Raw genomic sequence first — 24,449 nt, forward strand, 5'->3', positions numbered from 1 at the left:
TTATCCGATATCAGATAACGACGAGCGTACCCCACGATCACGCCGGCTCCAAACCGATGGGAGCCGTGCGGTCAGCGACCGTGGACGTAGTGCAGCAGGTCGTCGCGGGTCTGGCGCATGTGGCTGCGCATGGCCTGGCGGGCGGCCGCGCCGGACCCGGTCCGCATCGCCTCCAGCACCGCCGCGTGCTCGCTCAGCGCGTGCTCGCGGATGTCCGGGATGGCGCTGGTCTCGCTGCGGGTCGCCTGCAGCATCGTCGTCAGCGGGCGCATCGAGGCGACGAGGATGCGGTTCTCCGCCGCGCGGATGATCACGTCGTGGAAGGCGAGGTCCGCAGCCACGAAGGCGTCCACGTCGGCCCGCTCGTGCGCCGCCTGCATCTCCGCGAGGAGCGCGGCCATCTCGGCGAGGTGCTCCTCGGTGCGTCGCCCCGCCGCGAACTCGGCCGCCCCGGTCTCGAACATCATGCGCATCTCGAGCATCTCCAGCGAGGAGCGCTCCCGGGCACCCGCGCTCTGGGCGTGCCGCACGACCGCATCGAGGCCTGTCCACTCGTCGGTCGGCGCGATGCGGTGTCGCGTGCCCGGCACCGCGACGATCACGCCCTGCGCCTGCAGGAGGCGGACGCCCTCGCGCATCGTGAGACGGGAGACCCCGAACTGCTCCGCCAGCTCCCCCTCGGGAGGCAGCGGCTGGCCGGCCTCGAGCCGACCCGCGATGATGGCGTCGAGCAGTCCGTCCACGACGGCCTGCGTCCGCGACACCCGCTCGACCTTCGTCACAGGTCGACGCCCACCAGCACGGGTTCCGGCTGCAGCACCAGACCGAACTCGGCATGCACGCGGTTCTGGATGAAGCGGGCGAGCTCGGCGACCTCGGCCGCCGTGGCGCCACCCCGGTTGGTCAAGGCCAGGGCGTGCTTGGTCGAGACGGACGCCCGCGAGCGGGGCAGCTTGAACCCCTTGCGGATGCCGGCCTGCTCGATGAGCCAGGCGGCGCTCACCTTCACGTCCGGGGCCTCGGTCTTCGTCGGCGGCACGTGTCCGTCGTAGGAGGCGAGGGGGATGACGGTCACGGCGTCGAGGTCGGGGGCGACCGGCCAGCGCGGGCACTCCGGCGGGAGGGACCGGGCCTGGGCGGCCGTGACGATCGCGTTCTGGAAGAAGGAGCCGACGCCGTGTGTGTCCGGATCGTCCGCGTCGAGCAGCATGCCCTTCGATGCGCGCGTGGCGAGGATGCGCTCTCGGACCCACGTCAGCGGCACCGGGGTGTCGTCGGTCAGACCGAGAGCGCGTCGCAGCTGCTCCCCGCGGACCACGCGTTCGCGGGCGACCAGGAGATCGACCGTGACGGACAGGATCACGGCCCGGCGCTGCGGCTCGCTCCCGTGATGGTGCTTGAGCACCGAGGTGCGGAATCCGAGCCCGAGTTCCGTCGCCGGAACGGTGGAGATCTCGGCCGAGTCCTCGTCCATCAGCTCGACCTCGACGAGGGTCTCCTGGATCTCCTGCCCGTAGGCGCCGATGTTCTGCACGGGCGCGGCACCTACCGTGCCGGGGATGCCGCTCATGGCTTCGAGCCCGGCGTAGCCCCGCTCGACCGCGTACGAGACCAGGTCGTCCCAGCCGTGTCCGGCCTGCACGCGCAGGCGGATGCGGCCGGCGTGCGGGGACGGGAGCTCTTCGATGCCGCTCGTGCGGATGCGGATGACGGTGCCCTCGAACGGCTCGTCACCCACGAAGAGGTTCGAGCCGCCTCCGAGCACCAGCCAGGGGTCGCCCTCCGCCCAGGTCTCCCGGAGGACCGTGACGAGCTCCGGGGTCGTCGCCGCCTCGCGCATGTGCGCGGGGGCGGCGCCGGTGCGGAGCGTCGTGAGCTCGGCCAGACGGATCGGCTCGACGTCGCTCATCGGACGGCGACGCGCAGCTGCGCCTTGACGAGCACGGTGGTGTCGCCCGCCGTGACCTTCAGGTCGATGCGTGCGGACTCCTCGTCCACCGCGCCGATCGTCGCGACGACGTGCACGTCGGCGCCGGTCTCGGGGTCGACCACCACGGGCTTGGTGAAGCGCACGCCGTAATCGAGGATCCGGGTCTGCGGGTCGAGCGCGGCCACGACCACCGAGGAGGCGATGCCCATGGTCAGCATGCCGTGCGCGAGCACGCCGGGCAGGCCCACCGAAGCGGCGACGTCATCGCGGTAGTGGATCGGGTTGAAGTCTCCGGAGGCGCCGGCGTAACGGACGAGCGACTCCCTCGTCAGATGCACGGTGCGCTCGGCCAGCACGTCTCCCACGGTGAACGCGCTCATGCGGCCTCCTCCTCGGCGCCGACGAGCAGCACGCTGGTGGCGGTGACGACGTGCGCGCCCCCGTCGTCGGTGATCTCGGCCTCGCTCGTGATCATCGCGTTGCCGCCCATCATGCGGATGCCGGTGACGCGTAGCTGCGCCGTCAGCTCATCGCCCGCGACGATCGGCCTGGTGTAGCGGAACCGCTGCTCGGCGTGGATGGTCCGCGCCAGGACGATGCCGGAATCCGGCTCGGCCAGCAGCTGCTGCAGCGTGAGGTCCTGCAGGACCATCGCGAAGGTCGGCGGCGCGACGACGTCGGCGAAGCCCGCCGCACGGGCCGCCTCGACGTCAGTGTGCTGGGGGGCGTCGGCGAAGACGGCGCGCGCGAACTCGCGCACCTTCTCCCGTCCGACGAGGTAGGGGGCGGTCGGCGGGAACTCCCGGCCGACGAGTTCTTGGTTCACTGCCACCCGTTGATCCTACCGAGGCACGCCGACAGTCCGGTTCGGGCGAGCCGGAGGAAAAGTGTGTCAGCCGCGCCGACGCCCGCGGATGGCCTTGAGGGCCATCTGCACCGCGATCACGACGAGATACGCGGCGAAGAGGAGGTTGCCGACGGTCGGGTCGACGATGGTCGCCAGCCAGGCACCGAGGGCCGTCGTGGTGCACGCCGAGACGCCGATGAGCGACGCCGCGAGGAGATCGACGTTGCGGTTGCGGAAGTTGCCGACCGTGCCGGAGAGAGCGGTCGGGATCATCATGAGCAGCGAGGTGCCCTTGGCGACGAGGTCGCTCGTGCCGAACGCGAGCATGAGCACCGGGACGACGATGACACCGCCGCCCACACCGATGAGCCCGGCCAGGACGCCGGTTCCGATTCCCACGGCCACCAGGGCGATCCCGGTGAGCCAGGTGAGCTCGAAGACGGCGTCGCGCGAGGGGATGACGAGGAAGAGGCTCACGATCACGACGACGAGGAAGCCGACGAAGCCCCAACGGAGGGCGGTCTGCGAGATCCGCGGGAGCAGGCGGGTGCCGATCTGCGCCCCGACCACGGCCCCGGCCGCGAGGATCAGCGCCGGGATCCAGGCGACGGCGCCCGACGCGGCGTAGGAGATGACCCCGACCGCCGCCGTCGGGACGATCGCCGCCAGCGACGTCCCGGCCGCCAGTCGCTGGTCGAACGCGAGCAGGAGCACCAGCAGCGGGACGATGACCGTGCCGCCGCCGACGCCGAAGAGACCGGAGAGGAGGCCGGCGAGGAGGCCGATGCCGATGAACGTGGCGTAGGCGCGTGGCCCGCGCTTCAGGACCGTCGCATCGCTCACCGGATCAGCTTACTCCCGGCCTCTCCCCTCCTCGAATCGAGCGGGCTCAGACCTCCGAGTCCGCTTTGACGGGCACCGCGATGGACTCCGTGAGCGCCTGCTCGTACCGGCGCTGCCGGCGCCGCAGCCACAGCCCGCCGGCGATGAGCAGCGCGAGGATCACGTAGGCGACTGCGGAGAACGGCTGCGCGATGAGCGTCGTCAGGTCGCCCTGGCTGAGCTGCAGTGCGCGGCGCAGCTGCTCCTCCCCCATCGGCCCGAGGATCATGCCCACCACCAGCGGCGCCACCGGGAACCCGTACCGCCGCAGGAAGTAGCCGAGGACGCCGATGATCAGCAGGATCAGGATGTCGACGACCGCGAAGTTCAGCGCGTACGCCCCGAAGGCGGCGAACAGGAGGATGCCCGCGTACAGATACGGGCGCGGGATCTGCAGGAGCTTCACCCACATGCCCACCAGCGGCAGGTTCAGCACGAGCAGGATCACGTTGCCGATGTAGAGGCTCGCCACCAGTGCCCACACGAGGTCCGCCTGTCCGGTGAAAAGCTGCGGCCCGGGCTGCAGGCCGTACGTCTGGAACGCGGTGAGGATGATCGCGGCTGTCGCCGTCGTCGGAAGTCCCAGCGTCAGCAGCGGCACGAGCACGCCCGCGGCCGCGGCGTTGTTCGCCGACTCCGGGCCCGCGACGCCTTCGATGGCCCCACGGCCGAACTCGTCCTTGCGGCGCGAGAGCTTGCGCTCGGTCGCGTAGGACAGGAAGGTCGCCACGTCCGCCCCGCCGGCCGGGATCGTGCCGATCGGGAAGCCGATGGCGGTGCCGCGGAGCCAGGGCTTCCACGAGCGACGCCAGTCGTCCTTCGTCATCCAGCTGCGCCACCCGCGCGACACCGGGATCACGTCGATCGCGCCGTGCCGCAGCCGGGCCGCGACGTAGAGCGTCTCGCCGACCGCGAAGAGCCCCACCGCCACGAGCACCACGTCGATGCCGTCCGCCAGCGGCAGCAGGCCGAGCGTGTACCGCTGCTGGCCCGAGAGCCAGTCGGTGCCGACCAGGCCGAGGAACAGCCCGACGCCGAGCGACAGCAGGCCGCGCGGTACCGAGGACCCCATCAGCGCACCGACCGTGACGAAGGCCACGACGATGAGAGCCACGTAGTCGGCGGGCCCGAGGTTCACGGCGAATTGCGCGAGCACCGGTGCGAGCAGCGTCAGGCCCACGGTGGCGAGGGTCCCGGCGACGAACGACCCGAGTGCCGCGGTGGCCAGGGCCGCCGCGCCCCGCCCGAGCTTGGCCATCTTGTTGCCCTCGATCGCCGTCACGATCGACGACGACTCCCCCGGGGTGTTCAGCAGGATGCTCGTGGTCGACCCGCCGTACATGCCGCCGTAGTAGATCCCCGCGAACGTGATCAGCGCCGCGGCCGGTTCCAATGTGTAGGTGAGGGGAAGGAGCAGGGCGACGGTCATCGCCGGCCCGATCCCGGGGAGCACGCCCACGGCGGTGCCGATCAGCACGCCGAAGAAGGCGAACACGAGGTACTGGGGCTGCAGCGCGGTCGCGAACCCCTCGAGGAGCAGACTCCAGCTGTCCATCAGAACATCCTTCCCAGCCAGCCGAGCGCCGGTCCCCACGGAAGCGACAGCCCGAGCAGACCGCCGAACACGACCTGGACGACCAGCGCGAGGATGGCGCCGATGAGGAGCGCTATCCACCAGCGGCGGGCGCCGAGCGCCCACGCGACGCCGCCGAACAGCAGCGCCGCCGCCGGGGCCCAGCCGAGCGGCTCGATGAGGAGCAGATGAGCGACCACGAGCGCCACGATCTTCACGAGGGTGAGCCAGTCGGTCGGCAGGCTCTGATCGACGTCCTCCCCCTCCTCCGGCACGCCCCGGTGACCCCGGAGGATGCTCACCACGACGGCGAGGGAGGAGCCGAGCAGCAGGATCGAGACGAACAGCGGGAAGACCGTCGGGCCGACCTGGCCGCCCGCGGGCACGTGGATGGTGAAGACCCCGGCGAGAGCGAACACGCCGAGGGCCACCATGAGGAGGGCGAAGACGAGCTCCCCCCGCGGCAGGGACGCGACGAAACGTGCGGACCGACGGGCGCCGGTCCGCACCTCCTCGACGGGTCCGGAAGACCCGGTCGTCATCTCAGCCGACCAGCCCGATGTTCTGCAGCGTCGTGGTGACCTCGGCGATGTTGCCGTCGAGGAACTCGTCGAACTCCGCGCCGGTGAGGAACGCGTCCGCCCACCCTCGCGTCTCCAGCTCGTCCTTCCACGCGTCGGACGCCTCCAGCTCGGTGACGAGGCGCTCGAGCTCCGAGCGCTCGGCGTCGCTGATCCCGCCCGGGGCGATCACGCCGCGCCAGTTGGTGAGCACGACGTCGTACCCGGAGTCGGTGATCGTGTCGACGTCTGGCAGCTGCGTGACCGGCTCCTCCGACGAGACGGCCAGGGCCTTCATGGTGCCGGCCTCGATGTGCTGCAGGAACTCGCCCACGCCGGAGATGCCCGCCGAGACCTTGCCGCCCAGGATCAGCGACGTGGCCTCGCCGCCGCCCGAGTTGGGCGTGTAGTTCAGCTTCTCGGCGATCTCCGCGCCGTCGAGTCCCGCCTCCTCGAGCAGCAGCCCGGCGAGGATGTGGTCCGCTCCCCCGGCCGAACCGCCCGTGATCGTGACCTCCTGACCCTTGTCCACGACGTCCTCGACGAGGTCCTCCAGGGTGTCGTACTCGGAGTCCGCGGGAACGACCACGACGAGGGGCTCGTCGGTGAGTCGGGCGATCGGGGTCATGTCCTCGATGCGGACGGCGGAGGCGTTGGTCTCCACCGCGCCCACCATCACGAGGCCCATGACCATGAGGGTCGCCGGGTCCTTCTCGTTGGCGAGCTGCGCGAGCCCGACCGTGCCTCCGGCGCCGCCGACGTTGGTGACGGGCGCCGAGCCGACGATGTCCTCCTGGGTGAGCAGCTGCGAGAGGGCGCGGCCGGTCTGGTCCCAGCCGCCGCCCGGGTCGGCGGGGACGACGATGTTGACGTCGGTGATGGCGACCGCTTCGTCGCCGCCGTCGGAGCCGGCCGTTCCGCCGTCGGCGGTCGAGCACGAGGTGAGGACGAGGGCGGTCGCGGCGACTGCCGCGGCGAGGGTCCCGATGCGGGCGTGATTCATGGCGCTCCTCCTTGAGCGTTCGGGTGCAATCCGTCCACTGTCGAGGTGCGGATGCGCCCGCTCAAGCTTCGGAAACCATTGGTCGCGTTCCGTAACTATTGGTCGCGAACAGCATGGTCGCCGGCTCGCGGCCCGTCCACCCACCCGGGAGAATGGATCCGTGGCCTCGAAGATGACGCTCCGTGTGCAGCTGCTCGCGCTGCAGGCGCTGATCGTGTTCCTGGTGACCCTCGGCACCGGCATCGCCGCCGGGGCGTTCCAGGAGAACGCGCTTCGCGAGGCCTACAAGGACCGCATGCAGGCGGTCGCCCAGTCCGTCGCTGCGCTCCCCGTCGTCCTCGATGCGTTCGACGACGAGGATCCGGCCGCCGCCATCCAGCCGGTCGCCGAGGTCATCCGCGAGGCCTCCGACCTCGCGTACGTCGTGGTCGCCAACGACGAGGGTATCCGGTACTCGCATCCGAACATCGACCGCATCGGCGAGCGGGTGTCCACCGACCCGTCGATCCCGCTCGGCGGCGAGATCTTCGTCGGCACGCAGACCGGTACGCTCGGGACCTCGTGGCGGGTGAAGGTGCCCATCCGCGACGAGGACGGCGCCGTCATCGGCACGGCGTCCGTCGGCATCCTGGAGTCCGAGCTGAACGAGGAGTTCACCAGCAACCTCGTCGGACTCATCTCCGCCATGCTCGTCGCGGCGGTCCTCGGCGTCTTCGGGGCCGCGTGGGTGACGTCGTTCATCCGTCGCCGCATCTACCGCCTCGAGCCGCACCAGATCGCGGCCCTGGTCAAGAACCAGGAGACGACCCTGCACGGGCTCAGCGAAGGGGTCGTCACGGTGGACGGCTCCGGTCGGATCACCCTGGTCAACGACGCGGCTGCGCGGTTCCTCGGTCGCGATGCCGCCGACCTCGACGGTGCTCCCGCCGACGAGGTGCTCGGCGCCGACCTCGCCACCGTGCTCCGGGAAGGCGAGGCCGCGGGCCGTCCCGTGATCGTCGGCTCGCATGTGCTCGTCGCCCGCAGCACCGCCTCCGGAAACGGTTCCGCCGAGGTCGGGGCGACGCTCCTGCTGCGCGACCACACCGAGCTGCACGACGTCGTCCGCCGGGTCGAGACGGCCGACGCGATCATCGCCTTCCGGGAGCGGTACGGGTTGCCGAAGGGCTTGAGCGCGGAGACCCTGGAACGGGTCTCCGCCGCCCTCGCCGCCCGACCGGATGCCTCGGCGACCGAGATCGGGGACGACCTCGCCATCTCCCGCGTCAGCGCCCGTCGCTATCTCGAGCACCTCGCCGCCACGGGCCGGGCCGTGCGGTCCCTGGACTACTCCACCAAGGGGCGCCCCGGAGCGCGCTATCGGATCACCGATCCCCGCTGAACGACGAAGCCCGCCACCCCGAGAGGGGCGGCGGGCTTCGTGGCAGAGCGGTCCTTACTCGGACTTCTTCTCGACAGCGTCCTCGGCGGCGGCCTCAGCGGCCTCGCCCTCGGCCTGCGACTCGGCGCCGGCCTCGGCAGCCGTGTCGTCGGCAGCGGTCTCGTCCGCGGGAGCCTCGACGGTCTCCTCGGCGGGAGCCTCATCGGCAGCGGGCTTCTCGTCCTTCGGAGCCGCGGCGGCCTTCTTGGTCGACTTCGCCTTCGGGGTGACGGGCTCGAGGACGAGCTCGATCACGGCCATGGGAGCGTTGTCGCCCTTGCGGTTGCCGACCTTGGTGATGCGCGTGTAGCCACCCTCGCGGTCCGCGACGAGCGGAGCGATCTCGTTGAACAGGACGTGCACGACTTCCTTGTCACCGATGACCGACAGCACGCGACGGCGGGCGTGGAGGTCTCCGCGCTTGGCGAAGGTGATGAGGCGCTCGGCGAGCGGACGCAGGCGCTTGGCCTTGGTCTCGGTCGTCTTGATCGACTTGTGGGTGTACAGCGCAGCGGCGAGGTTGGCAAGCAGCAGGCGCTCGTGGGCGGGGCCGCCTCCGAGGCGGGGACCCTTGGTGGGCTTGGGCATAATCGTCTAACTCCTGGTCAGAAAGGGTCGGGTATCAGAAGGACTCGTCTTCGCTGCCGCCGTAGAAGTGGGCGCCGTCGAAACCGGGCACCGAATCCTTGAGCGACAGACCGAGCGAGATGAGCTTGTCGCGCACCTCGTCGACCGACTTCTGGCCGAAATTGCGGATGTTCATGAGCTGCGTCTCCGACAGGGCGACGAGCTCAGAAACGGTGTTGATGCCCTCACGCTTCAGGCAGTTGTACGAGCGGACCGACAGGTCGAGGTCCTCGATCGGCATCGACAGCTCGCTGGAGTTCACAGCCTCCACCGGCGCCGGGCCGATCTCGATGCCCTCGGCCTCGACGTTCAGCTCGCGGGCGAGGCCGAACAGCTCGGTGAGCGTCTTAGCAGCCGAGGCGACGGCGTCGCGGGGGCTGATCGCCGACTTGGTCTCGACGTCGAGGATGAGCTTGTCGAAGTCGGTGCGCTCACCGGCACGCGTCGCGTCGACGCGGTAGCTGACCTTGAGCACGGGCGAGTAGATCGAGTCGATCGGGATCTGACCGGCCTCGGCGTACTCGTTGCGGTTCTGCGTCGCGGAGACGTAGCCACGGCCGCGCTCGATGGTGAGCTCGAGCTCGAACTTGGCGGTGTCGTTGAGCGTCGCGATGACGAGCTCGGGGTTGTGCACCTCGACACCGGCCGGAGCCGAGATGTCGGCGGCGGTCACTTCACCGGCACCGGTCTTGCGGAGGTACGCGGTGATGGGCTCGTCGCGCTCGCTGGAGACGACCAGCTGCTTGATGTTGAGGATGATCTCGGTGACATCCTCCTTCACGCCGGGGATCGTGCTGAACTCGTGCAGCACACCGTCGATGCGGACGCTGGTGACAGCGGCGCCGGGGATCGACGACAGCAGGCTGCGACGCAGCGCGTTGCCGATCGTGTAGCCGAAGCCGGGCTCCAGAGGCTCGATGATGAACCGGCTCCGGTTCTCGACGATCTTTTCCTCGGTCAGTGTGGGACGCTGTGCAATAAGCACTCTGTGTTCCTTTCGATCACATGCCCGCTATATGACATGTGGTGGGGTGAGGTCTTGAGTTGTGGAAGTCGATGCCCCACGCGGGGCGCCGAGCCGCCCGACCCGAAGGGCGAGCGGCTCGGCACACGCATCAGACGCGGCGGCGCTTCGGCGGGCGGCAGCCGTTGTGCGCCTGCGGGGTGACGTCCTGGATCGAACCCACCTCGAGGCCGGCGGCCTGCAGCGAGCGGATCGCGGTCTCGCGGCCGGAGCCCGGACCCTTCACGAGGACGTCGACCTTCTTCACGCCGTGCTCGGCGGCCTGGCGGGCAGCGGACTCCGCTGCCATGCCGGCGGCGTAGGGGGTCGACTTGCGGGAGCCCTTGAAGCCCACGCCACCCGACGAAGCCCAGGCGATGACGGCGCCGGACGGGTCGGTGATCGAAACGATGGTGTTGTTGAACGTCGACTTGATGTGGGCCTGGCCCAGCGCGATGTTCTTCTTTTCCTTGCGGCGCGGCTTACGCGCGGCGGCCTTGGGTGCAGCCATGAAAGTGTTCTCCTAGTCCCTGGCCGCTGCTTAGCGGGCCTTCTTCTTGCCGGCGACGGTGCGCTTCGGGCCCTTGCGGGTACGGGCGTTGGTCTTGGTGCGCTGACCGCGGACCGGAAGGCCACGACGGTGGCGGAGGCCCTCGTAGGAGCCGATCTCGACCTTGCGGCGGATGTCTGCGGCGACCTCGCGGCGCAGGTCACCCTCCACCTTGTAGTTGCCTTCGATGTAGTCGCGGAGGGCGATGAGCTGGTCATCGCTGAGGTCCTTGACGCGGATGCTCTCGTCGATGTCGGTCGCCTTGAGGATCTCGACCGAGCGGGTACGGCCGACGCCGTAGATGTAGGTAAGGGCGATCACCACGCGCTTGTCGCGCGGGATGTCAACGCCGGCAAGACGTGCCATGCGGTTCTCCTGGGTGTTGTGGAGGTGTGGAGCAGGATCGGTGCCCGGGCCTCCGCCCCGAGGTGTCAGCCCCTACGGGCTCCGCCGGTTACCCGGTCGCTGAGCCTGTCGAAGCGTCTGATCCTGCCGTTTCGTATTGAGTTGTGAGATTGCGAGAGCGGCGCTCACGCAGCGGGGGCTCAGCCCTGGCGCTGCTTGTGGCGCGGGTTGCTCTTGCAGATCACCATGACGCGGCCGTGGCGGCGGATCACCTTGCAGTGATCGCAGATCGGCTTGACGCTGGGGTTGACCTTCATGATGTTTCCTGTTCGCTGTCTTCGTGCTGCCCGATGTCCGACCTCCGAGACCGGGGTCCCTGAGCCCGTCGAAGGGCAGCCGTTACTTCTCGACCGATCAGCGGTAGCGGTAGACGATGCGGCCGCGGGTCAGGTCGTAGGGGCTGAGCTCCACGACCACACGGTCCTCGGGGATGATACGGATGTAGTTCTGCCGCATCTTTCCGGAGATCGTTGCCAGGACCTTGTGTCCGTTGCTGAGCTCAACGCGGAACATCGCGTTGGGAAGAGCCTCGGAGATCACGCCCTCGATCTCGATGACACCGTCTTTCTTAGCCATAGCCTCGCTGACGCTTCTGCAGATCGGTCGATCTGCGGTGGGTGGGTGGTATGCGGTACCGGGCCGGATCGGACACGCCGAACGCATGGCACAAGGCACCAAAGATCTATGTTATCCGACGACGCCCCATCCGGCAACTTGGCCGAATGGGGCGTCGAGCGGGGTGAGCGGGTCTCAGCCGAGCAGGTCGGTGAACCGCTTCATGTCTTCCTGGTTCTGGAGGTCGAGCCGCTCGCCGTCGATCTCGACGGTCGGCGTGCCCTGGATGTCGTTGGCCTTCGCCTGCGCGGCACCGAACTTGCGGTACGTCTCGTCGGTGATGCAGGACACGACATCGTCGCCCGCGCCGACCTGGGTGGCGAACTCGGCGAGCTGCTCGTTCGTGAGGCCGGGGCTGTTCTCCGCCGGCTGGTTCTCGAACAGGACCTTCGCGTAGTCGAAGTAGAGGTCGGAGTCCGACTCGGCGACGCAGAACGCGGCACCGGCCGAACGGGAGGAGAACTCCGTGCCCTGTGAGAAGCGGTCCAGGATCGCGATGGGGTGCTGCTCGAGGGTGATCTCGCCGCTCTGCGCCTTGGCTTCGAGGGCGGCGCCGAACTGGTCCTCGAACGTCTTGCAGACCGGGCACTGGAAGTCGAGGAAGACCGACACCGTGGTGTCGCCGTCACCCATGGAGATGGAGCCGGCCTCGGCGTCGAAGTTGTCGCTCGCGGCCGGGGTGGCGCCGGGAGAGGTCGCCTGGTTGTTGAGGAACACCACGAGTCCGCCGAGGGCCACCAGGACCACGACGACGGCGATGGAGACGCCGATCGCGAACCAGTTGGTGTTGCTCTTCGCCGCTGCCATTACTTTCCGATCTCTCGAGGCTCGACCCCGAACGGGGCGAGTCCGGCTCTTCCACCATCGGGCGCGGTGAGCACCCAGATGCCCCCATCATGCAGGGCGACGCTATGTTCCCAATGTGAGCCGTCGGTGCCGTCGACCGTCGTGACGGTCCAGTCGTCGTCCTCCACGAAGGTCGCCTCGCCGCCGGCGGTCACCATGGGCTCGATGGCGAGCACGAGCCCGGGCTTCACGTCCGCGCCGCGGTCCGGTGTCCGGTAGTTGAAGACGCTGGGCGCCTCGTGCATCTTCCGCCCGATGCCGTGGCCGACGTACTCGCGGAGGATCCCGTAGGGCTCGCCGCTCACGGCGGACGGCCCCTGCGCCTCGATGTAGTCCTGGATCGCGGCACCGATCTCGTCGATCGACGACGCCGTGGCCATCGCGGCGATCCCCGCCCACATCGATCCCTCGGTCACGCGGGAGAGCTCCTCGCGGCGCGCGACGAGCTCCGGGCGCTCGGGATCGGGGACGACGACGGTGATCGCGCTGTCACCGTTCCAGCCCTCGAACTGGGCGCCGCAATCGACCGAGACGATGTCGCCGGGCTGAAGCACCCGCTCCCCCGGGATACCGTGCACGACCTGCTCGTTGACCGAGACGCAGATCGTGTGGTGGTAGCCCTTGACGAGCTGGAAGTTCGACTCCGCGCCCCGCTGCACGATCGCGCGGTTCGCGGCGGCATCGAGCTCGATCGTCTTCACCCCCGGCTTGATGAGGGCGCGGACGGCGTCGAGGGCCTCAGCGGTGATGAGGCCCGGCTCGACCAGGGCTCGGAGCTGAGCCGGGGTCTTGTAGATCGAGCGGCGGAACATCTCAGACGGCGGAGGCAGCGGAACGCAGCCCGCGAGCGGCCAGGGCGGCGGCGATGCGCTCCGTGATCTCCTCGAGGGAGCCCACGCCGTCGATGCGGTCGACGATGCCGCGGCTGCTGTAGAGCTCGATGATCGGCGCCGTCTCCTTCTCGTAGATGTCGAGTCGGTGCGCGATGGCCTCGTCGGTGTCGTCGGAACGCCCCTGCTCCGCAGCGCGGAGGGTGAGGCGGGCGATGCTCTCCTCGCGCGGGACGTCGAGGAGGATCACCGCGTCCAGCGCCTCGCCGCGTCCTTCGAGGAACGCGTCCAGGTGCGCGACCTGAGCGGTGTTGCGGGGGTAGCCGTCGAGGAGGAAGCCGTTCTGCGCGTCGTCCTGGCTCAGCCGGTCGCGCACGATCTCGCTCGTCAGCTCGTCCGGAACGAGGTCGCCCTTGTCGAGGATGGCCGTGACCTGCTGGCCGAGAGCCGTCCCCTCCTTGATGTTCGCGCGGAAGATGTCGCCGGTCGAGACGACGGGGATCCCGTAGGACTCGGCGATGCGCACACCTTGCGTGCCCTTGCCGGAACCCTGGGGGCCGACGATGAGCAAACGGGCAGTGGGTCGGTGAGCCTGTCGAACCGTCATCGGAGAAGTCCTTCGTAGTGTCGCTGCTGCAGCTGGGCATCGATCTGCTTGACCGTCTCGAGACCCACGCCGACGATGATGAGGATCGACGCGCCACCGAACGGGAAGTTCTGGTTGGCGCCGACCGTGGCGAGGGCGATCAACGGGATGAGGGCGATCAGACCCAGGTAGAGGGAACCGGGGAGCGTGATGCGGGTGAGCACGTAGTCCAGGTACTCCGCGGTCGGACGGCCGGCCCGGATCCCGGGGATGAAGCCGCCGTACTTCTTCATGTTGTCGGCGACCTCGACCGGGTTGAACGTGATCGCGACGTAGAAGTAGGTGAACCCGATGATCAGCAGGAAGTACGCCGCCATGTAGATCGGGCTGTTGCCGGTGGTGAAGTTCGCGCTGATCCAGCTGACCCACGCGGGCGGCGTGGAGCCGTCCTGCGGCGTGTTGAACTGCGCGATGAGCGCCGGGATGTACAGCAGCGACGAGGCGAAGATGACGGGGATCACACCGGCCATGTTCACCTTGATCGGGATATACGTGTTCGTGCCGCCGTAGGTGCGGCGGCCCACCATGCGCTTCGCGTACTGCACGGGGATGCGCCGCTGCGACTGCTCGACGAACACCACGAGCCCCATCACGATGATGCCGACGAGCAGCACGAGGAGGAACACCTCGAAGCCGCGGGTCTGCCAGATGATCGACATCGCGCCGGGGAAGGTCGCGGCGATCGAGGTGAAGATCAGCAGCGACATGCCGTTGCCGATGCCGCGCTCGGTGACGAGCTCGGCGAACCACATGATCAGACCGGTGCCGGCTGTCATCGCCATGATGATGAGCACCTGCGCCCACCACACGTCGTTGGTGAGGAGCTGGGTGCACGCGCCGATGTCGGTCGTTCCGAAGAGCTGACCGGTGCGGGCCACAGTGACGAGCGTCGTCGACTGCAGGAGCGCAAGGGCGATCGTGAGGTACCGCGTGTACTGGGTGAGCTTGGCCTGTCCGGCCTGGCCCTCCTTGTGCAGCGCCTCGAAGTGCGGGATGACGACGCGCAGGAGCTGCGTGATGATCGTCGCCGTGATGTACGGCATGACACCGAGCGCGAAGATCGACAGCTGCAGCAGAGCGCCACCGGAGAAGAGGTTGACGAGTCCGAGCAGACCCTCGGTGCCGGCATTGGCCGCGAGACACTGCTCCACGTTCGGGAAGTTGACGAACGGCGCAGGGACGTTCGAGCCCAGACGGTAGATCGCGATGATCGCGAGAGTGAAACCGATCTTCCGACGCAGGTCGGGCGTGCGGAAGATCCGCGCGATGGCGCTAAACAAGAACGTTCCTCCTGAAAAGGTGGCCGAACCCTCGAGGGGCGGCTGAAACACCAGGGTAACCCACTCCGAGGTCTGGGGAATGCGAGCGGTCGGCTTCTCCCCCGCCGAACCAGAAGAGGGGCCGGAGAATCTCCGACCCCTCTTCCGCAGTGGTTACTTGACGGATCCGCCCGCAGCCACGATCTTCTGCTCGGCAGAACCCGAGACCTTGTCGACCGCGACGGTGAGCTTCACGGCGATGTCGCCATTGCCGAGAACCTTGACCTTCTCGTTCTTGCGAACCGCACCCTTGGCGACCAGGTCGCTCACGGTGACGTCGCCACCCTGGGGGTAGAGCTCCGCGAGCTTCTCCAGGTTCACGACCTGGTACTCGACGCGGAACGGGTTCTTGAAGCCGCGCAGCTTCGGCGTGCGCATGTGCAGCGGCATCTGGCCACCCTCGAAGCCGACGCGCACGGTGTTGCGGGCCTTGGTGCCCTTCGTGCCGCGACCGGCCGTCTTGCCCTTCGAGCCCTCACCGCGACCGACACGGGTCTTCGCGGTGTTGGAGCCGGGGACGGGACGCAGGTGGTGGACCTTCAGCACACCGGGGCGGGACGCCGGGGCGTCCTTCTTCGGCGCAGCCTTGGCGGAGCCGTCGGCCTTGGCGTCGGCGGCAGCGGTCTTGGCCGGTGCCTTCTTCGCGGCGGGCTTCTTGGCAGCGTCGGCCTTGGGAGCCGCCGCCTTCTTGGTGGCCTTCTCGGCCTCGATGGCCTCGTTCTTCTCAGCCATTAGTCGATCTCCTCAACCTTGACGAGGTGGGCGACGGTCTTGACGTAGCCGCGCGTCTGCGCGTCGTCGGGGCGGACGGTGGTGTCACCGATCCGCTTGAGACCGAGGCTGCGCAGCGTATCGCGCTGGTTCTGCTTCTCGCTCACCTTGGACTTGATCTGCGTGACCTTGAGTCGCGCGGCCATCAGGCACCTACCTTCTGTGCGGCGATGGCCTCGGCCTCGGCGCGGACGAGCCGGGCCGGGGCGACCTGGTCGAACTCGAGACCACGACGTGCGGCGACGGCGCGGGGCTCCTCGAGCTCCTTCAGGGCGGTGACCGTCGCGTGCACGATGTTGATCGTGTTCGACGAGCCGAGCGACTTGGACAGCACGTCGTGGATGCCGGCGCACTCGAGCACGGCGCGGACCGGACCACCGGCGATGACACCGGTACCGGCGGCGGCGGGGCGCAGGAGCACCACACCGGCGGCCGACTCACCCTGCACGGGGTGCGGGATGGTGCTGCCGACGCGCGGGACGCGGAAGAAGTTGCGCTTGGCCTCTTCGACACCCTTCGAGATAGCCAGGGGGACCTCACGGGCCTTGCCGTAGCCGACGCCCACCAGGCCGTTGCCGTCGCCGACGACCACGAGAGCGGTGAAGCTGAAGCGACGACCACCCTTCACGACCTTCGAGACGCGGTTGATGGTGACGACGCGCTCCAGGAACTGGTTGTCGCCGCGGTCGCGCGAGTTGCGGTCGCGGCCGCCCTGGTTGCGGTCACGTCCGCCGCGGCGGCCGTCCCGCTGGTCGCGAGTGGGCTCAGCCTGCGTGGTGCCGGCGGCCGTCTCGGAAGTGGCAGCAGCCGCTTCGGTCACTTCGTTCTCCTTGTTGTCACTCACAGTGCCAGACCCCCTTCACGGGCGCCGTCGGCGATGGCGGCGACACGACCCGCGTAGCGGTTGCCGCCACGGTCGAACACTGCCTCGGAAACGCCTGCGGCCTTCGCACGCTCGGCGAGGAGCTCGCCGACCTTGCGGGCCTTGGCGGTCTTGTCGCCATCCAGCGAACGCAGGTCGGTCTCGAGCGTCGAGGCCGAGGCGACCGTGTGGCCCTTGCTGTCGTCGACGAGCTGCACGAAGACGTGACGCGCCGAACGGTTGACGACGAGGCGCGGACGCACCTCGGTGCCCACGATCTTCTTGCGAAGACGGGCGTGACGACGCGCGCGGGCGTCGGACTTCGACTTCACAGCCATGGTTACTTACCAGCCTTTCCGGCCTTGCGACGCACGACCTCGCCGGCGTAGCGCACACCCTTGCCCTTGTACGGCTCGGGCTTGCGGATCTTGCGGATGTTCGCAGCCGCCTCGCCGACGGCCTGCTTGTCGATCCCGCTGACGGTGAGCTTGTTGGTGCCCTCGACCGTGAGCGTGATGCCGGCGGGCGGGTCGACCAGGACCGGGTGCGAGAAGCCGAGGGCGAACTCGACCGAGTTCCCCTTCTGCTGCACGCGGTAACCGGTGCCGACGACCTCGAGACCCTTGGTGTAGCCCTGGGTCACGCCGATGATGTTGTTGTTGATGAGCGTGCGGGTCAGGCCGTGGAGCGACCGGGACTCGCGCTCGTCGTCGGGGCGGGTGACGAGAACCTGGTTCTCCTCGACCGACACCTCGATGGGGCTGGCCACCGTCAGGGTGAGCTCACCCTTGGGGCCCTTCACCGCGACCTCACGGCCGTCGACCGAAACGGTCACGCCCGCGGGAACGTCGATGGGAAGTCGTCCAATACGCGACATTTCGGATTACCACACGTAGGCGAGAACTTCTCCGCCCACGCCCTTCTGCTCAGCCTGGCGGTCCGTGAGGAGACCGGAGGAGGTGGACAGGATGGCCACGCCGAGGCCGCCGAGGACCGTGGGGATCTCGGTCGACTTCGCGTACACGCGGAGGCCGGGCTTCGACACGCGCTTGATGCCCGCGATCGAGCGCTCGCGGTTCGGACCGTACTTCAGCGTCAGCGTGAGGTTCGTGCCCACGCGGGCGTCGGAGGTCTCCCAACCGGCGATGTAGCCCTCCTGCTGGAGGATCTCTGCGATGTGCGTCTTGAGCTTGCTCGACGGCAGCGTCACGGTGTCGTGGTGCGCCGAGTTCGCGTTGCGCAGACGGGTCAGCATGTCTGCGACCGGGTCTGTCATTGTCATTGTTGTCTACTTTCGTTCATGAGGTTCCGGCTGCCGTTACACGACAGACGGCCTGCGATGAGCACGCAATCTTCAATTGTACGTGCACATCGACGGGCTCAGTGACACGGAGACCACTGAGCCCGTCGATGGGTCACGCCTGGGCGTCGTCCGCGCGGAACGGGAAGCCGAGGTGACGGAGCAGCGCCCGACCCTCGTCGTCCGTCTTCGCCGAGGTCACGACGGTGATGTCGAAACCACGGACGCGGTCGATCTTGTCCTGATCGATCTCGTGGAACACGCTCTGCTCCTGAAGACCGAAGGTGTAGTTGCCGTTGCCGTCGAACTGCTTGGCCGACAGACCGCGGAAGTCGCGGATGCGGGGCAGGGCGAGCGAGACCAGGCGGTCCACGAACTCCCACGCACGGTCGCCACGGAGGGTGACGTGCGCGCCGATGGCCTGGCCCTCGCGCAGCTTGAACTGCGCGATGGACTTGCGGGCCTTGGTGACGATCGGCTTCTGGCCGGTGATCTTGGTGAGGTCGTCGACCGCACCATCGATCACCTTGCTGTCGCGAGCAGCCTCGCCGACACCGGTGTTCACGACGACCTTGACCAGGCCGGGGATCTGCATGACGTTCTCGTAGCCGAACTCGTCCTGCAGAGCCTTCTTGATCTCGGCGTTGTACTTCGCCTTCAGGCGGGGCTGGATCTTGCCAGCCACCGCAGCGTCGGTCGTTGCCATCAGAGGTCCTTACCGCTCTTCTTCGCGAAGCGCACACGGACGGTGCGCTTCACGCCGTCCTTGGTCTGCTCCTCGACCCGGCGGCCGACCTTGGTCGGCTTCTTGGTCGAGGGGTCGACGAGTGCGACGTTCGAGATGTGGATGGGCGCCTCGACGGTCTCGAGGCCACCCGTCTTCGTGCCACGCTGCGTCTGACCGACGCGCGTGTGCTTGGTGACGTAGTTGACGCCTTCGACGACGACACGGTTCTGCTCGACGAGGACGTCGAGGACCTTGCCCTGCTTGCCGCGGTCGCCACCACGCTCGGGCTTGGCGCCCGAGATGACCTGAACCAGGTCGCCCTTCTTGATCTTCGCCATGATCAGATGACCTCCGGTGCCAGCGAGACGATCTTCATGAACTTCTTGTCGCGAAGCTCACGGCCGACCGGCCCGAAGATACGGGTGCCGCGGGGCTCCCCGTCGTTCTTCAGGATCACGGCGGCGTTCTCGTCGAACTTGATGTAGGAGCCGTCGGGACGACGGGTCTCCTTCTTGGTGCGGACGATGACGGCCTTGACGACGTCGCCCTTCTTGACGTTGCCACCGGGGATCGCGTCCTTGACGGTCGCGACGATGGTGTCGCCCAGACCGGCGTACCGGCGGCGCGAGCCACCGAGCACGCGGATCGTGAGCAGCTCCTTGGCGCCGGTGTTGTCGGCGACCTTGAGACGGGACTCCTGCTGAATCACTTGGCCTTCTCCAGAATCTCCACCAGACGCCAGCGCTTGGTGGCGCTCAGCGGGCGGGTCTCGTTGATCAGGACCAGGTCGCCGATGCCGGCGGAGTTCGCCTCATCGTGCGCCTTGACCTTCGACGTCCGGCGGATGACCTTGCCGTAAAGCGGGTGCTTCACGCGGTCCTCGACCTCGACGACGATCGTCTTGTCCATCTTGTCGCTGACGACATAGCCACGACGGGCCTTGCGGTACCCGCGGGCGTCGGCGTCGCGCACGTCGTGAGCGGCGTGCTCAGCCTCGACGGCGGCTTCCTTCTTGGTGGCCATCACTCAGCCTCTTCCTTCGGGGCGTCCTCGGCGGCGTCCGCCTTCTTCGCCTTCGACTTGGTCGCCTTCTTCGCGGGAGCCTCGACCGGAGCGGGCGTCGCACGGATGCCCAGCTCGCGCTCGCGGATCACCGTGTAGAGGCGCGCGATGTCGCGCTTGACGGCGCGGATGCGGCCGTGGCTCTCCAGCTGGCCGGTGGCCGACTGGAAACGGAGGTTGAACAGCTCCTCCTTGGCCTTGCGCAGCTCCTCAACGAGGCGCTGGTCTTCGAACGTGTCGAGCTCTGCCGGAGCGAGCTCCTTGGTGCCGATCGCCATTACGCGTCGCCCTCCTCGCGCTTGATGATGCGTGCCTTGAGCGGCAGCTTGTGGATTGCACGGGTCAGTGCCTCGCGAGCGAGCTGCTCGTCGACACCCGCGACCTCGAAGAGGACGCGGCCCGGCTTGACGTTGGCGACCCACCACTCGGGGGAACCCTTACCGGAACCCATGCGGGTCTCGGCAGGCTTCTTCGTGAGCGGACGGTCCGGGTAGATGTTGATCCACACCTTGCCGCCACGCTTGATGTGACGGGTCATCGCGATACGAGCGGACTCGATCTGACGGTTCGTCACGTACGCGGGGGTGAGGGCCTGGATGCCGAACTCGCCGAAGGAGACCTTCGTGCCGCCGGTGGCCTGACCCGAGCGCCCCGGGTGGTGCTGCTTGCGGTACTTGACCTTACGGGGGATGAGCATTATGCCGAAGCTCCTTCTGCAACAGGTGCCTCGTTGCGCGGGGCACGGCGGCGGTCACCACGGTCGTCACGGCGCGACTTCGGCGCGTTGGCCTGCTCGCGCGCGAGCTCCTTGGCGGTGAGGTCGCCCTTGTAGATCCACACCTTCACGCCGATGCGGCCGAAGGTGGTCTTGGCCTCGTAGAAGCCGTAGTCAATGTTCGCGCGCAGCGTGTGCAGCGGCACACGACCCTCGCGGTAGAACTCCGACCGGCTCATCTCGGCGCCGCCGAGACGGCCCGAGACCTGGATGCGGATGCCCTTGGCGCCGGCGCGCTGCGCGCCCTGCAGACCCTTGCGCATCGCGCGACGGAACGCCACACGAGCCGAGAGCTGCTCGGCGATGCCCTGGGCGACCAGCTGAGCGTCGGCCTCGGGGTTCTTGACCTCGAGGATGTTCAGCTGGATCTGCTTGCCCGTGAGCTTCTCGAGGTCGCCGCGGATGCGCTCGGCCTCTGCACCACGACGACCGATCACGATGCCCGGGCGGGCGGTGTGGATGTCGACGCGGACGCGGTCACGGGTGCGCTCGATCTCGATGTTCGAGACGCCGGCACGGTCGAGCTGCGTCTGCAGCAGGCGACGGATCTTGATGTCCTCGGCCACGTAGTCGGCGTAACGCTGACCCGGCTTCGTCGAGTCGGAGAACCAGCGCGACACGTGGTCCGTGGTGATGCCGAGGCGGAAGCCGTACGGGTTGACCTTCTGTCCCATTACTTGCTCGCCTTCTTGTTGCTGTCGCCGGCCGCAGCAGGAGCCGCCTCCGGCGTCGAGAGCACGACCGTGATGTGGCTCGTGCGCTTCTTGATCTGGAAAGCGCGACCCTGTGCACGGGGCTGGAAACGCTTGAGCGTCGTGCCCTCGTCCACGTACGCGTTCTTCACGTACAGGTCCTGCTCGTCGAGGTACTCGCCGTCACGATCCGCCTTGACCTGCGCGTTGGCCATGGCCGACGCGACAAGCTTGTAGATCGGCTCACTGGCGGACTGCTGAGCGAACTTCAGGATCGCCAGAGCCTCCTGGGCCTGCTTGCCCTTGATGAGCGCGACGACACGACGAGCCTTCTGAGGGGTCACGCGGATGTGTCGCACGCGTGCGATGGACTCCACCATTTCTCTCTCCTCTATCGCCACCGCGTCAGCGGCGGCGGCCCTTCTTGTCGTCCTTCTCGTGGCCGCGGAAGGTGCGGGTGGGCGCGAACTCGCCCAGCTTGTGACCGACCATGGTCTCGGAGACAAACACGGGGATGTGCTTGCGACCGTCGTGGACCGCGATCGTGTGACCCAGCATGGCCGGGATGATCATGGACCGGCGGGACCAGGTCTTGATGACGTTCTTCGTGCCGGCTTCGTTCTGCACGACCACCTTGCGAAGCAGGTGCTCGTCGACGAAGGGGCCCTTCTTGAGACTGCGAGGCATCTTCTCTTACTCCTACTTGCGCTTCTTGCCGGCGTTGCGACGACGCACGATGTACTTGTCGCTTTCCTTGTTGGCGTGGCGGGTGCGGCCCTCGGCCTGACCCCACGGGGAGACGGGGTGACGTCCACCGGACGTCTTGCCCTCACCACCACCGTGCGGGTGGTCGACCGGGTTCATCGCGACACCGCGGACGGTCGGGCGGACGCCCTTCCAGCGCATGCGGCCGGCCTTGCCCCAGTTGATGTTCGACTGCTCGGCGTTGCCGACCTCGCCGATGGTCGCGCGGCAGCGCGCATCGACGTTGCGGATCTCACCGGAGGGCAGACGCAGCTGGGCGTAGGGGCCGTCCTTGGCGACGAGGCGGACCGACGCACCGGCCGAGCGCGCCATCTTCGCGCCGCCGCCGGGGCGGAGCTCGATGGCGTGGATGACGGTACCCGTGGGGATGTTCTTCAGCGGGAGGTTGTTTCCCGGCTTGATGTCCGCCGCGGGGCCCGACTCGACGATGTCGCCCTGCTTCAGCTTCGCCGGCGCGAGGATGTAGCGCTTCTCGCCGTCGAAGTAGTGCAGCAGCGCGATGCGCGCGGTGCGGTTGGGGTCGTACTCGATGTGAGCGACCTTGGCGTTCACGCCGTCCTTGTCATTGCGACGGAAGTCGATGACGCGGTACTGGCGCTTGTGGCCACCACCGATGTGACGGGTCGTGATGCGGCCCTGGTTGTTGCGACCACCGGTCTTCGAGATCGGGCGCAGCAGCGACTTCTCCGGCGTCGATCGGGTGATCTCGGCGAAGTCAGCCACCGACGAGCCGCGACGGCCCGGGGTCGTGGGCTTGTACTTGCGAATAGCCATGATTGTCCTTATCCCCCGGATCAGCCGATTGCCGTGAAGATGTCGATGGTGCCCGACTTCAGGCTCACGATGGCGCGCTTGGTGTCCTTGCGCTTACCGGTGCCGAAGCGGGTGCGACGGGCCTTGCCGACGCGGTTGATCGTGTTGACGGACGCGACCTTGACGCCGAAGATCTTCTCGATGGCGAGCTTGATCTCGGTCTTCGAAGCGCGCGGGTCGACGAGGAAGGTGTACTTGCCCTCGTCGATCAGGCCGTAGCTCTTCTCGGACACGACCGGCTTCAGGATGATGTCGCGCGGGTCCTTGTTCAGGGCCGTCTGGAGAACAGATGCCTGCTCGCTCATGCGGAGACCTCCTGGTTGGCGCCGGACTTGGAGGCGATGAAGCCCTCGAGCGCGGCCTGGGTGAAGACGATGTCGTCGGAGACGAGCACGTCGTAGGCGTTGAGCTGGTCGAACGTCAGCACGTGGACGTGGCCGAGGTTGCGGATGCTCTTGAGCGCGAGCTCGTCGCCGCGCTCGATGACCACGAGGACGTTCTTCGACGTGGCGACCTGGGCGAGGAAGCCCGCGGCGGCCTTGGTCGACGGCGCGCCGTCGGTGCCGAAGGTGTCGATCGCGTGCAGACGGTCACCACGGAAGCGGTCGCTGAGCGCACCCAGGAGGGCGGCCGCGATCATCTTCTTGGGGGTGCGCTGCGAGTAGTCGCGCGGCTTCGGGCCGTGCACGATGCCACCACCGGTCATGTGCGGCGCGCGGATCGAGCCCTGACGGGCGTTACCCGTGCCCTTCTGCTTGAAGGGCTTGCGGCCGGCGCCGGAGACCTCGCCACGACGCTTGGTCGAGTGGGTGCCCTGGCGAGCCGCCGCAAGCTGCGCGACGACGACCTGGTGGATGAGCGGGATGTTCGTCTTGACGTCGAACAGTGCGGCGGGAAGCTCGATGGAGCCTGCCTTCTTGCCGTCTGCCTTGAGGACGTCGAGCGCGAGAGTGGAGTCAGCCATGATCAGGCACCCTTCACTGCGTTGCGGACGTAGACGATGCGGCCGCGAGCACCGGGGACGGCGCCCTTGACGAGCATGAGTCCCTTCTCGATGTCGATGGCGTGCACCGTGAGGTTGAGGACGGTCACGCGCTCGCCACCCATACGGCCGGCCATGCGCATGCCCTTGAAGACGCGGCTCGGGGTCGACGATGCGCCGATGGAGCCGGGCTTGCGGTGGTTGCGGTGTGCACCGTGCGATGCCGAGACGCCCTTGAAGTTGTGGCGCTTCATGACACCGGCGGTGCCCTTGCCCTTGCTCGTGCCGACGACGTCGACGAGCTGGCCGGCCTCGAACGTGCCGTCCACCGTGAGCTCCTGGCCCAGGGTGTAGTCGGCGGCGTCGGCCGTGCGGACCTCGGTCACGTGACGACGCGGCGTGACGCCGGCAGCCTCGAAGTGAGCCGAGAGGGGCTTGTTCACCTTGCGGGGGTCGATCTGACCGTACGCGATCTGCACGGCGTTGTAGCCGTCCTTCTCGGGGGTACGGATCTGGGTGACCACGTTCGGCGCGAGCTCGATGACGGTGACGGGAACGAGCTTGCCGTTCTCGTTCCAGACCTGGGTCATGCCGAGCTTGGTGCCGAGCATGCCCTTGGAAACCTTGGAGTTGATGTCAACCAT

Annotated in this window: 38 protein-coding genes; 1 reads left to right on the forward strand and 37 read right to left on the reverse strand. The window is 68.1% G+C overall.

Annotated elements, in window-relative coordinates; translation table 11 throughout:
* Positions 1-71: 71 nt before the first annotated feature.
* The 8 genes from DW296_RS13270 to DW296_RS13305 are packed head-to-tail and all read right to left on the reverse strand — an operon-like array spanning position 72 to position 6,795.
* A complete protein-coding gene (locus DW296_RS13270; protein ID WP_136052611.1) occupies positions 72-782 on the reverse strand; it encodes a FadR/GntR family transcriptional regulator in 711 nt (236 codons plus the stop codon).
* Positions 779-1,909 (reverse strand): UDP-N-acetylmuramate dehydrogenase, encoded by a 1,131-nt coding sequence (locus DW296_RS13275; protein WP_136052612.1) that lies wholly within the window; start codon positions 1,907-1,909, stop codon positions 779-781. Before DW296_RS13275 ends, DW296_RS13270 begins: the two co-directional genes overlap by 4 nt.
* Positions 1,906-2,310, reverse strand: coding sequence for a MaoC/PaaZ C-terminal domain-containing protein (locus DW296_RS13280; protein ID WP_136052613.1), 405 nt, complete (start codon positions 2,308-2,310; stop codon positions 1,906-1,908). The genes DW296_RS13275 and DW296_RS13280 overlap by 4 nt, the downstream gene beginning before the upstream one ends.
* Complete coding sequence (locus DW296_RS13285; protein WP_062632842.1) at positions 2,307-2,762, reverse strand: FAS1-like dehydratase domain-containing protein; 456 nt, start codon at positions 2,760-2,762, stop codon at positions 2,307-2,309. The genes DW296_RS13280 and DW296_RS13285 overlap by 4 nt, the downstream gene beginning before the upstream one ends.
* Positions 2,763-2,822: 60 nt before the next feature.
* Positions 2,823-3,620 carry a sulfite exporter TauE/SafE family protein gene (locus DW296_RS13290; RefSeq protein WP_136052614.1) on the reverse strand — a complete coding sequence of 266 codons (798 nt, stop codon included), beginning with the start codon at positions 3,618-3,620 and terminating at the stop codon, positions 2,823-2,825.
* 46 nt (positions 3,621-3,666) lie between these two features.
* Positions 3,667-5,214, reverse strand: a complete 1,548-nt coding sequence (locus DW296_RS13295) for a tripartite tricarboxylate transporter permease (protein ID WP_085606370.1) — start codon at positions 5,212-5,214, stop codon at positions 3,667-3,669.
* Positions 5,214-5,774 carry a tripartite tricarboxylate transporter TctB family protein gene (locus tag DW296_RS13300; protein WP_136052615.1) on the reverse strand — a complete coding sequence of 187 codons (561 nt, stop codon included), beginning with the start codon at positions 5,772-5,774 and terminating at the stop codon, positions 5,214-5,216. Before DW296_RS13300 ends, DW296_RS13295 begins: the two co-directional genes overlap by 1 nt.
* A gap of 1 nt (position 5,775) precedes the next feature.
* Positions 5,776-6,795 (reverse strand): Bug family tripartite tricarboxylate transporter substrate binding protein, encoded by a 1,020-nt coding sequence (locus tag DW296_RS13305; RefSeq protein ID WP_136052616.1) that lies wholly within the window; start codon positions 6,793-6,795, stop codon positions 5,776-5,778.
* Between the two features lie 160 nt (positions 6,796-6,955).
* Between DW296_RS13305 and DW296_RS13310 the strand changes: the two genes are divergently transcribed.
* On the forward strand, positions 6,956-8,176 hold the full coding sequence (locus DW296_RS13310; protein WP_136052617.1) for a PAS domain-containing protein: 1,221 nt from the start codon (positions 6,956-6,958) through the stop codon (positions 8,174-8,176).
* A 54-nt stretch (positions 8,177-8,230) separates the two neighbouring features.
* Here DW296_RS13310 and rplQ read toward each other — a convergent pair whose 3' ends face one another.
* From rplQ to rplC, 29 genes are all read right to left on the reverse strand, one after another.
* On the reverse strand, positions 8,231-8,803 hold the full coding sequence (rplQ, locus tag DW296_RS13315; RefSeq protein ID WP_136052618.1) for a 50S ribosomal protein L17: 573 nt from the start codon (positions 8,801-8,803) through the stop codon (positions 8,231-8,233).
* A 34-nt stretch (positions 8,804-8,837) separates the two neighbouring features.
* Entirely contained in the window at positions 8,838-9,827 is a 990-nt protein-coding gene (locus DW296_RS13320; RefSeq protein WP_025102386.1) for a DNA-directed RNA polymerase subunit alpha, read from the reverse strand.
* A 130-nt stretch (positions 9,828-9,957) separates the two neighbouring features.
* A complete protein-coding gene (gene rpsK / locus DW296_RS13325; RefSeq protein WP_017829189.1) occupies positions 9,958-10,356 on the reverse strand; it encodes a 30S ribosomal protein S11 in 399 nt (132 codons plus the stop codon).
* Positions 10,357-10,386: 30 nt separating this feature from the next.
* On the reverse strand, positions 10,387-10,761 hold the full coding sequence (gene rpsM / locus DW296_RS13330; RefSeq protein ID WP_025102387.1) for a 30S ribosomal protein S13: 375 nt from the start codon (positions 10,759-10,761) through the stop codon (positions 10,387-10,389).
* Between the two features lie 179 nt (positions 10,762-10,940).
* The gene (gene rpmJ / locus DW296_RS13335) at positions 10,941-11,057 is read right to left on the reverse strand and encodes a 50S ribosomal protein L36 (protein WP_005050492.1); all 117 of its coding nucleotides are present in this window, start codon (positions 11,055-11,057) and stop codon (positions 10,941-10,943) included.
* A 97-nt stretch (positions 11,058-11,154) separates the two neighbouring features.
* The gene (gene infA / locus DW296_RS13340) at positions 11,155-11,376 is read right to left on the reverse strand and encodes a translation initiation factor IF-1 (protein ID WP_017201569.1); all 222 of its coding nucleotides are present in this window, start codon (positions 11,374-11,376) and stop codon (positions 11,155-11,157) included.
* A 174-nt stretch (positions 11,377-11,550) separates the two neighbouring features.
* Complete coding sequence (locus DW296_RS13345; protein ID WP_136052619.1) at positions 11,551-12,222, reverse strand: DsbA family protein; 672 nt, start codon at positions 12,220-12,222, stop codon at positions 11,551-11,553.
* On the reverse strand, positions 12,222-13,073 hold the full coding sequence (gene map, locus DW296_RS13350; protein WP_136052620.1) for a type I methionyl aminopeptidase: 852 nt from the start codon (positions 13,071-13,073) through the stop codon (positions 12,222-12,224). The genes DW296_RS13345 and map overlap by 1 nt, the downstream gene beginning before the upstream one ends.
* A 1-nt stretch (position 13,074) precedes the next feature.
* Positions 13,075-13,698, reverse strand: a complete 624-nt coding sequence (locus DW296_RS13355; protein WP_136052621.1) for an adenylate kinase — start codon at positions 13,696-13,698, stop codon at positions 13,075-13,077.
* On the reverse strand, positions 13,695-15,017 hold the full coding sequence (secY, locus tag DW296_RS13360) for a preprotein translocase subunit SecY (protein ID WP_025102391.1): 1,323 nt from the start codon (positions 15,015-15,017) through the stop codon (positions 13,695-13,697). The genes DW296_RS13355 and secY overlap by 4 nt, the downstream gene beginning before the upstream one ends.
* 153 nt (positions 15,018-15,170) lie before the next feature.
* Complete coding sequence (gene rplO / locus DW296_RS13365) at positions 15,171-15,788, reverse strand: 50S ribosomal protein L15 (protein ID WP_136052622.1); 618 nt, start codon at positions 15,786-15,788, stop codon at positions 15,171-15,173.
* Complete coding sequence (gene rpmD / locus DW296_RS13370) at positions 15,788-15,973, reverse strand: 50S ribosomal protein L30 (protein ID WP_017201575.1); 186 nt, start codon at positions 15,971-15,973, stop codon at positions 15,788-15,790. The genes rplO and rpmD overlap by 1 nt, the downstream gene beginning before the upstream one ends.
* A complete protein-coding gene (rpsE, locus tag DW296_RS13375) occupies positions 15,973-16,647 on the reverse strand; it encodes a 30S ribosomal protein S5 (RefSeq protein ID WP_200838869.1) in 675 nt (224 codons plus the stop codon). The genes rpmD and rpsE overlap by 1 nt, the downstream gene beginning before the upstream one ends.
* Before the next feature lie 20 nt (positions 16,648-16,667).
* A complete protein-coding gene (rplR, locus tag DW296_RS13380) occupies positions 16,668-17,027 on the reverse strand; it encodes a 50S ribosomal protein L18 (RefSeq protein WP_025102394.1) in 360 nt (119 codons plus the stop codon).
* 2 nt (positions 17,028-17,029) lie between these two features.
* Entirely contained in the window at positions 17,030-17,566 is a 537-nt protein-coding gene (gene rplF, locus DW296_RS13385; protein ID WP_025102395.1) for a 50S ribosomal protein L6, read from the reverse strand.
* A 6-nt stretch (positions 17,567-17,572) separates the two neighbouring features.
* Positions 17,573-17,971: a 30S ribosomal protein S8 gene (gene rpsH, locus DW296_RS13390; protein WP_136052623.1), complete on the reverse strand. Its 399-nt coding sequence runs from the start codon at positions 17,969-17,971 to the stop codon at positions 17,573-17,575.
* Between the two features lie 133 nt (positions 17,972-18,104).
* On the reverse strand, positions 18,105-18,695 hold the full coding sequence (gene rplE / locus DW296_RS13395; RefSeq protein WP_025102397.1) for a 50S ribosomal protein L5: 591 nt from the start codon (positions 18,693-18,695) through the stop codon (positions 18,105-18,107).
* Positions 18,695-19,054 (reverse strand): 50S ribosomal protein L24, encoded by a 360-nt coding sequence (gene rplX / locus DW296_RS13400; RefSeq protein WP_136052624.1) that lies wholly within the window; start codon positions 19,052-19,054, stop codon positions 18,695-18,697. Before rplX ends, rplE begins: the two co-directional genes overlap by 1 nt.
* 2 nt (positions 19,055-19,056) lie before the next feature.
* A complete protein-coding gene (gene rplN, locus DW296_RS13405) occupies positions 19,057-19,425 on the reverse strand; it encodes a 50S ribosomal protein L14 (protein WP_025102399.1) in 369 nt (122 codons plus the stop codon).
* Entirely contained in the window at positions 19,422-19,739 is a 318-nt protein-coding gene (rpsQ, locus tag DW296_RS13410; protein WP_025102400.1) for a 30S ribosomal protein S17, read from the reverse strand. The genes rplN and rpsQ overlap by 4 nt, the downstream gene beginning before the upstream one ends.
* Entirely contained in the window at positions 19,739-20,056 is a 318-nt protein-coding gene (gene rpmC, locus DW296_RS16715) for a 50S ribosomal protein L29 (RefSeq protein ID WP_025102401.1), read from the reverse strand. Before rpmC ends, rpsQ begins: the two co-directional genes overlap by 1 nt.
* Positions 20,056-20,475, reverse strand: a complete 420-nt coding sequence (gene rplP, locus DW296_RS13420) for a 50S ribosomal protein L16 (protein ID WP_025102402.1) — start codon at positions 20,473-20,475, stop codon at positions 20,056-20,058. The genes rpmC and rplP overlap by 1 nt, the downstream gene beginning before the upstream one ends.
* Positions 20,475-21,227, reverse strand: a complete 753-nt coding sequence (gene rpsC, locus DW296_RS13425) for a 30S ribosomal protein S3 (protein WP_025102403.1) — start codon at positions 21,225-21,227, stop codon at positions 20,475-20,477. The genes rplP and rpsC overlap by 1 nt, the downstream gene beginning before the upstream one ends.
* Entirely contained in the window at positions 21,227-21,625 is a 399-nt protein-coding gene (gene rplV, locus DW296_RS13430) for a 50S ribosomal protein L22 (protein ID WP_025102404.1), read from the reverse strand. Before rplV ends, rpsC begins: the two co-directional genes overlap by 1 nt.
* 25 nt (positions 21,626-21,650) lie before the next feature.
* The gene (gene rpsS / locus DW296_RS13435; protein WP_017201589.1) at positions 21,651-21,932 is read right to left on the reverse strand and encodes a 30S ribosomal protein S19; all 282 of its coding nucleotides are present in this window, start codon (positions 21,930-21,932) and stop codon (positions 21,651-21,653) included.
* A gap of 12 nt (positions 21,933-21,944) precedes the next feature.
* The gene (gene rplB, locus DW296_RS13440; RefSeq protein ID WP_025102405.1) at positions 21,945-22,784 is read right to left on the reverse strand and encodes a 50S ribosomal protein L2; all 840 of its coding nucleotides are present in this window, start codon (positions 22,782-22,784) and stop codon (positions 21,945-21,947) included.
* Between the two features lie 20 nt (positions 22,785-22,804).
* Positions 22,805-23,128, reverse strand: a complete 324-nt coding sequence (gene rplW, locus DW296_RS13445; RefSeq protein ID WP_025102406.1) for a 50S ribosomal protein L23 — start codon at positions 23,126-23,128, stop codon at positions 22,805-22,807.
* Positions 23,125-23,787 (reverse strand): 50S ribosomal protein L4, encoded by a 663-nt coding sequence (gene rplD / locus DW296_RS13450; RefSeq protein WP_136052625.1) that lies wholly within the window; start codon positions 23,785-23,787, stop codon positions 23,125-23,127. The genes rplW and rplD overlap by 4 nt, the downstream gene beginning before the upstream one ends.
* A 2-nt stretch (positions 23,788-23,789) precedes the next feature.
* Complete coding sequence (rplC, locus tag DW296_RS13455) at positions 23,790-24,449, reverse strand: 50S ribosomal protein L3 (protein WP_025102408.1); 660 nt, start codon at positions 24,447-24,449, stop codon at positions 23,790-23,792.

It is taken from the genome of Microbacterium sp. K36 (genome assembly GCF_004794355.1).
In the GTDB taxonomy this organism is placed as follows: Bacteria; Actinomycetota; Actinomycetes; order Actinomycetales; family Microbacteriaceae; genus Microbacterium; species Microbacterium paraoxydans_D.

Excerpts from the sequence above, each read along its gene's own strand:
- DW296_RS13345 (WP_136052619.1), bottom strand. The coding sequence starts at position 12,222 with ATGGCAGCGGCGAAGAGCAACACCAACTGGTTCGCGATCGGCGTCTCC.
- rplF (WP_025102395.1), bottom strand. The coding sequence starts at position 17,566 with ATGTCGCGTATTGGACGACTTCCCATCGACGTTCCCGCGGGCGTGACC.
- rplD (WP_136052625.1), bottom strand. The coding sequence starts at position 23,787 with ATGGCTGACTCCACTCTCGCGCTCGACGTCCTCAAGGCAGACGGCAAG.
- rpmD (WP_017201575.1), bottom strand. The coding sequence starts at position 15,973 with ATGGCCGCGCGACTCAAGGTCACGCAGATCAAGTCCAAGGTGAGCGAG.
- infA (WP_017201569.1), bottom strand. The coding sequence starts at position 11,376 with ATGGCTAAGAAAGACGGTGTCATCGAGATCGAGGGCGTGATCTCCGAG.
- DW296_RS13300 (WP_136052615.1), bottom strand. The coding sequence starts at position 5,774 with ATGACGACCGGGTCTTCCGGACCCGTCGAGGAGGTGCGGACCGGCGCC.
- DW296_RS13355 (WP_136052621.1), bottom strand. The coding sequence starts at position 13,698 with ATGACGGTTCGACAGGCTCACCGACCCACTGCCCGTTTGCTCATCGTC.
- DW296_RS13280 (WP_136052613.1), bottom strand. The coding sequence starts at position 2,310 with ATGAGCGCGTTCACCGTGGGAGACGTGCTGGCCGAGCGCACCGTGCAT.
- rplQ (WP_136052618.1), bottom strand. The coding sequence starts at position 8,803 with ATGCCCAAGCCCACCAAGGGTCCCCGCCTCGGAGGCGGCCCCGCCCAC.
- rplO (WP_136052622.1), bottom strand. The coding sequence starts at position 15,788 with ATGGCTGAGAAGAACGAGGCCATCGAGGCCGAGAAGGCCACCAAGAAG.
- rpmC (WP_025102401.1), bottom strand. The coding sequence starts at position 20,056 with ATGGCGATCGGCACCAAGGAGCTCGCTCCGGCAGAGCTCGACACGTTC.
- rplC (WP_025102408.1), bottom strand. The coding sequence starts at position 24,449 with ATGGTTGACATCAACTCCAAGGTTTCCAAGGGCATGCTCGGCACCAAG.
- rplX (WP_136052624.1), bottom strand. The coding sequence starts at position 19,054 with ATGGCGAAGATCAAGAAGGGCGACCTGGTTCAGGTCATCTCGGGCGCC.
- rplP (WP_025102402.1), bottom strand. The coding sequence starts at position 20,475 with ATGCTCATCCCCCGTAAGGTCAAGTACCGCAAGCAGCACCACCCGGGG.
- rplV (WP_025102404.1), bottom strand. The coding sequence starts at position 21,625 with ATGGTGGAGTCCATCGCACGCGTGCGACACATCCGCGTGACCCCTCAG.
- rpsH (WP_136052623.1), bottom strand. The coding sequence starts at position 17,971 with ATGACAATGACAGACCCGGTCGCAGACATGCTGACCCGTCTGCGCAAC.
- rpsQ (WP_025102400.1), bottom strand. The coding sequence starts at position 19,739 with ATGGCCACCAAGAAGGAAGCCGCCGTCGAGGCTGAGCACGCCGCTCAC.
- rpsK (WP_017829189.1), bottom strand. The coding sequence starts at position 10,356 with ATGGCTGCACCCAAGGCCGCCGCGCGTAAGCCGCGCCGCAAGGAAAAG.
- rpsS (WP_017201589.1), bottom strand. The coding sequence starts at position 21,932 with ATGCCTCGCAGTCTCAAGAAGGGCCCCTTCGTCGACGAGCACCTGCTT.
- rplR (WP_025102394.1), bottom strand. The coding sequence starts at position 17,027 with ATGGCTGTGAAGTCGAAGTCCGACGCCCGCGCGCGTCGTCACGCCCGT.
- rpsM (WP_025102387.1), bottom strand. The coding sequence starts at position 10,761 with ATGGCACGTCTTGCCGGCGTTGACATCCCGCGCGACAAGCGCGTGGTG.
- rplE (WP_025102397.1), bottom strand. The coding sequence starts at position 18,695 with ATGGCAACGACCGACGCTGCGGTGGCTGGCAAGATCCAGCCCCGCCTG.
- DW296_RS13305 (WP_136052616.1), bottom strand. The coding sequence starts at position 6,795 with ATGAATCACGCCCGCATCGGGACCCTCGCCGCGGCAGTCGCCGCGACC.
- DW296_RS13275 (WP_136052612.1), bottom strand. The coding sequence starts at position 1,909 with ATGAGCGACGTCGAGCCGATCCGTCTGGCCGAGCTCACGACGCTCCGC.
- rplW (WP_025102406.1), bottom strand. The coding sequence starts at position 23,128 with ATGAGCGAGCAGGCATCTGTTCTCCAGACGGCCCTGAACAAGGACCCG.
- rpsC (WP_025102403.1), bottom strand. The coding sequence starts at position 21,227 with ATGGGACAGAAGGTCAACCCGTACGGCTTCCGCCTCGGCATCACCACG.
- DW296_RS13295 (WP_085606370.1), bottom strand. The coding sequence starts at position 5,214 with ATGGACAGCTGGAGTCTGCTCCTCGAGGGGTTCGCGACCGCGCTGCAG.
- map (WP_136052620.1), bottom strand. The coding sequence starts at position 13,073 with ATGTTCCGCCGCTCGATCTACAAGACCCCGGCTCAGCTCCGAGCCCTG.
- rplB (WP_025102405.1), bottom strand. The coding sequence starts at position 22,784 with ATGGCTATTCGCAAGTACAAGCCCACGACCCCGGGCCGTCGCGGCTCG.
- rpmJ (WP_005050492.1), bottom strand. The coding sequence starts at position 11,057 with ATGAAGGTCAACCCCAGCGTCAAGCCGATCTGCGATCACTGCAAGGTG.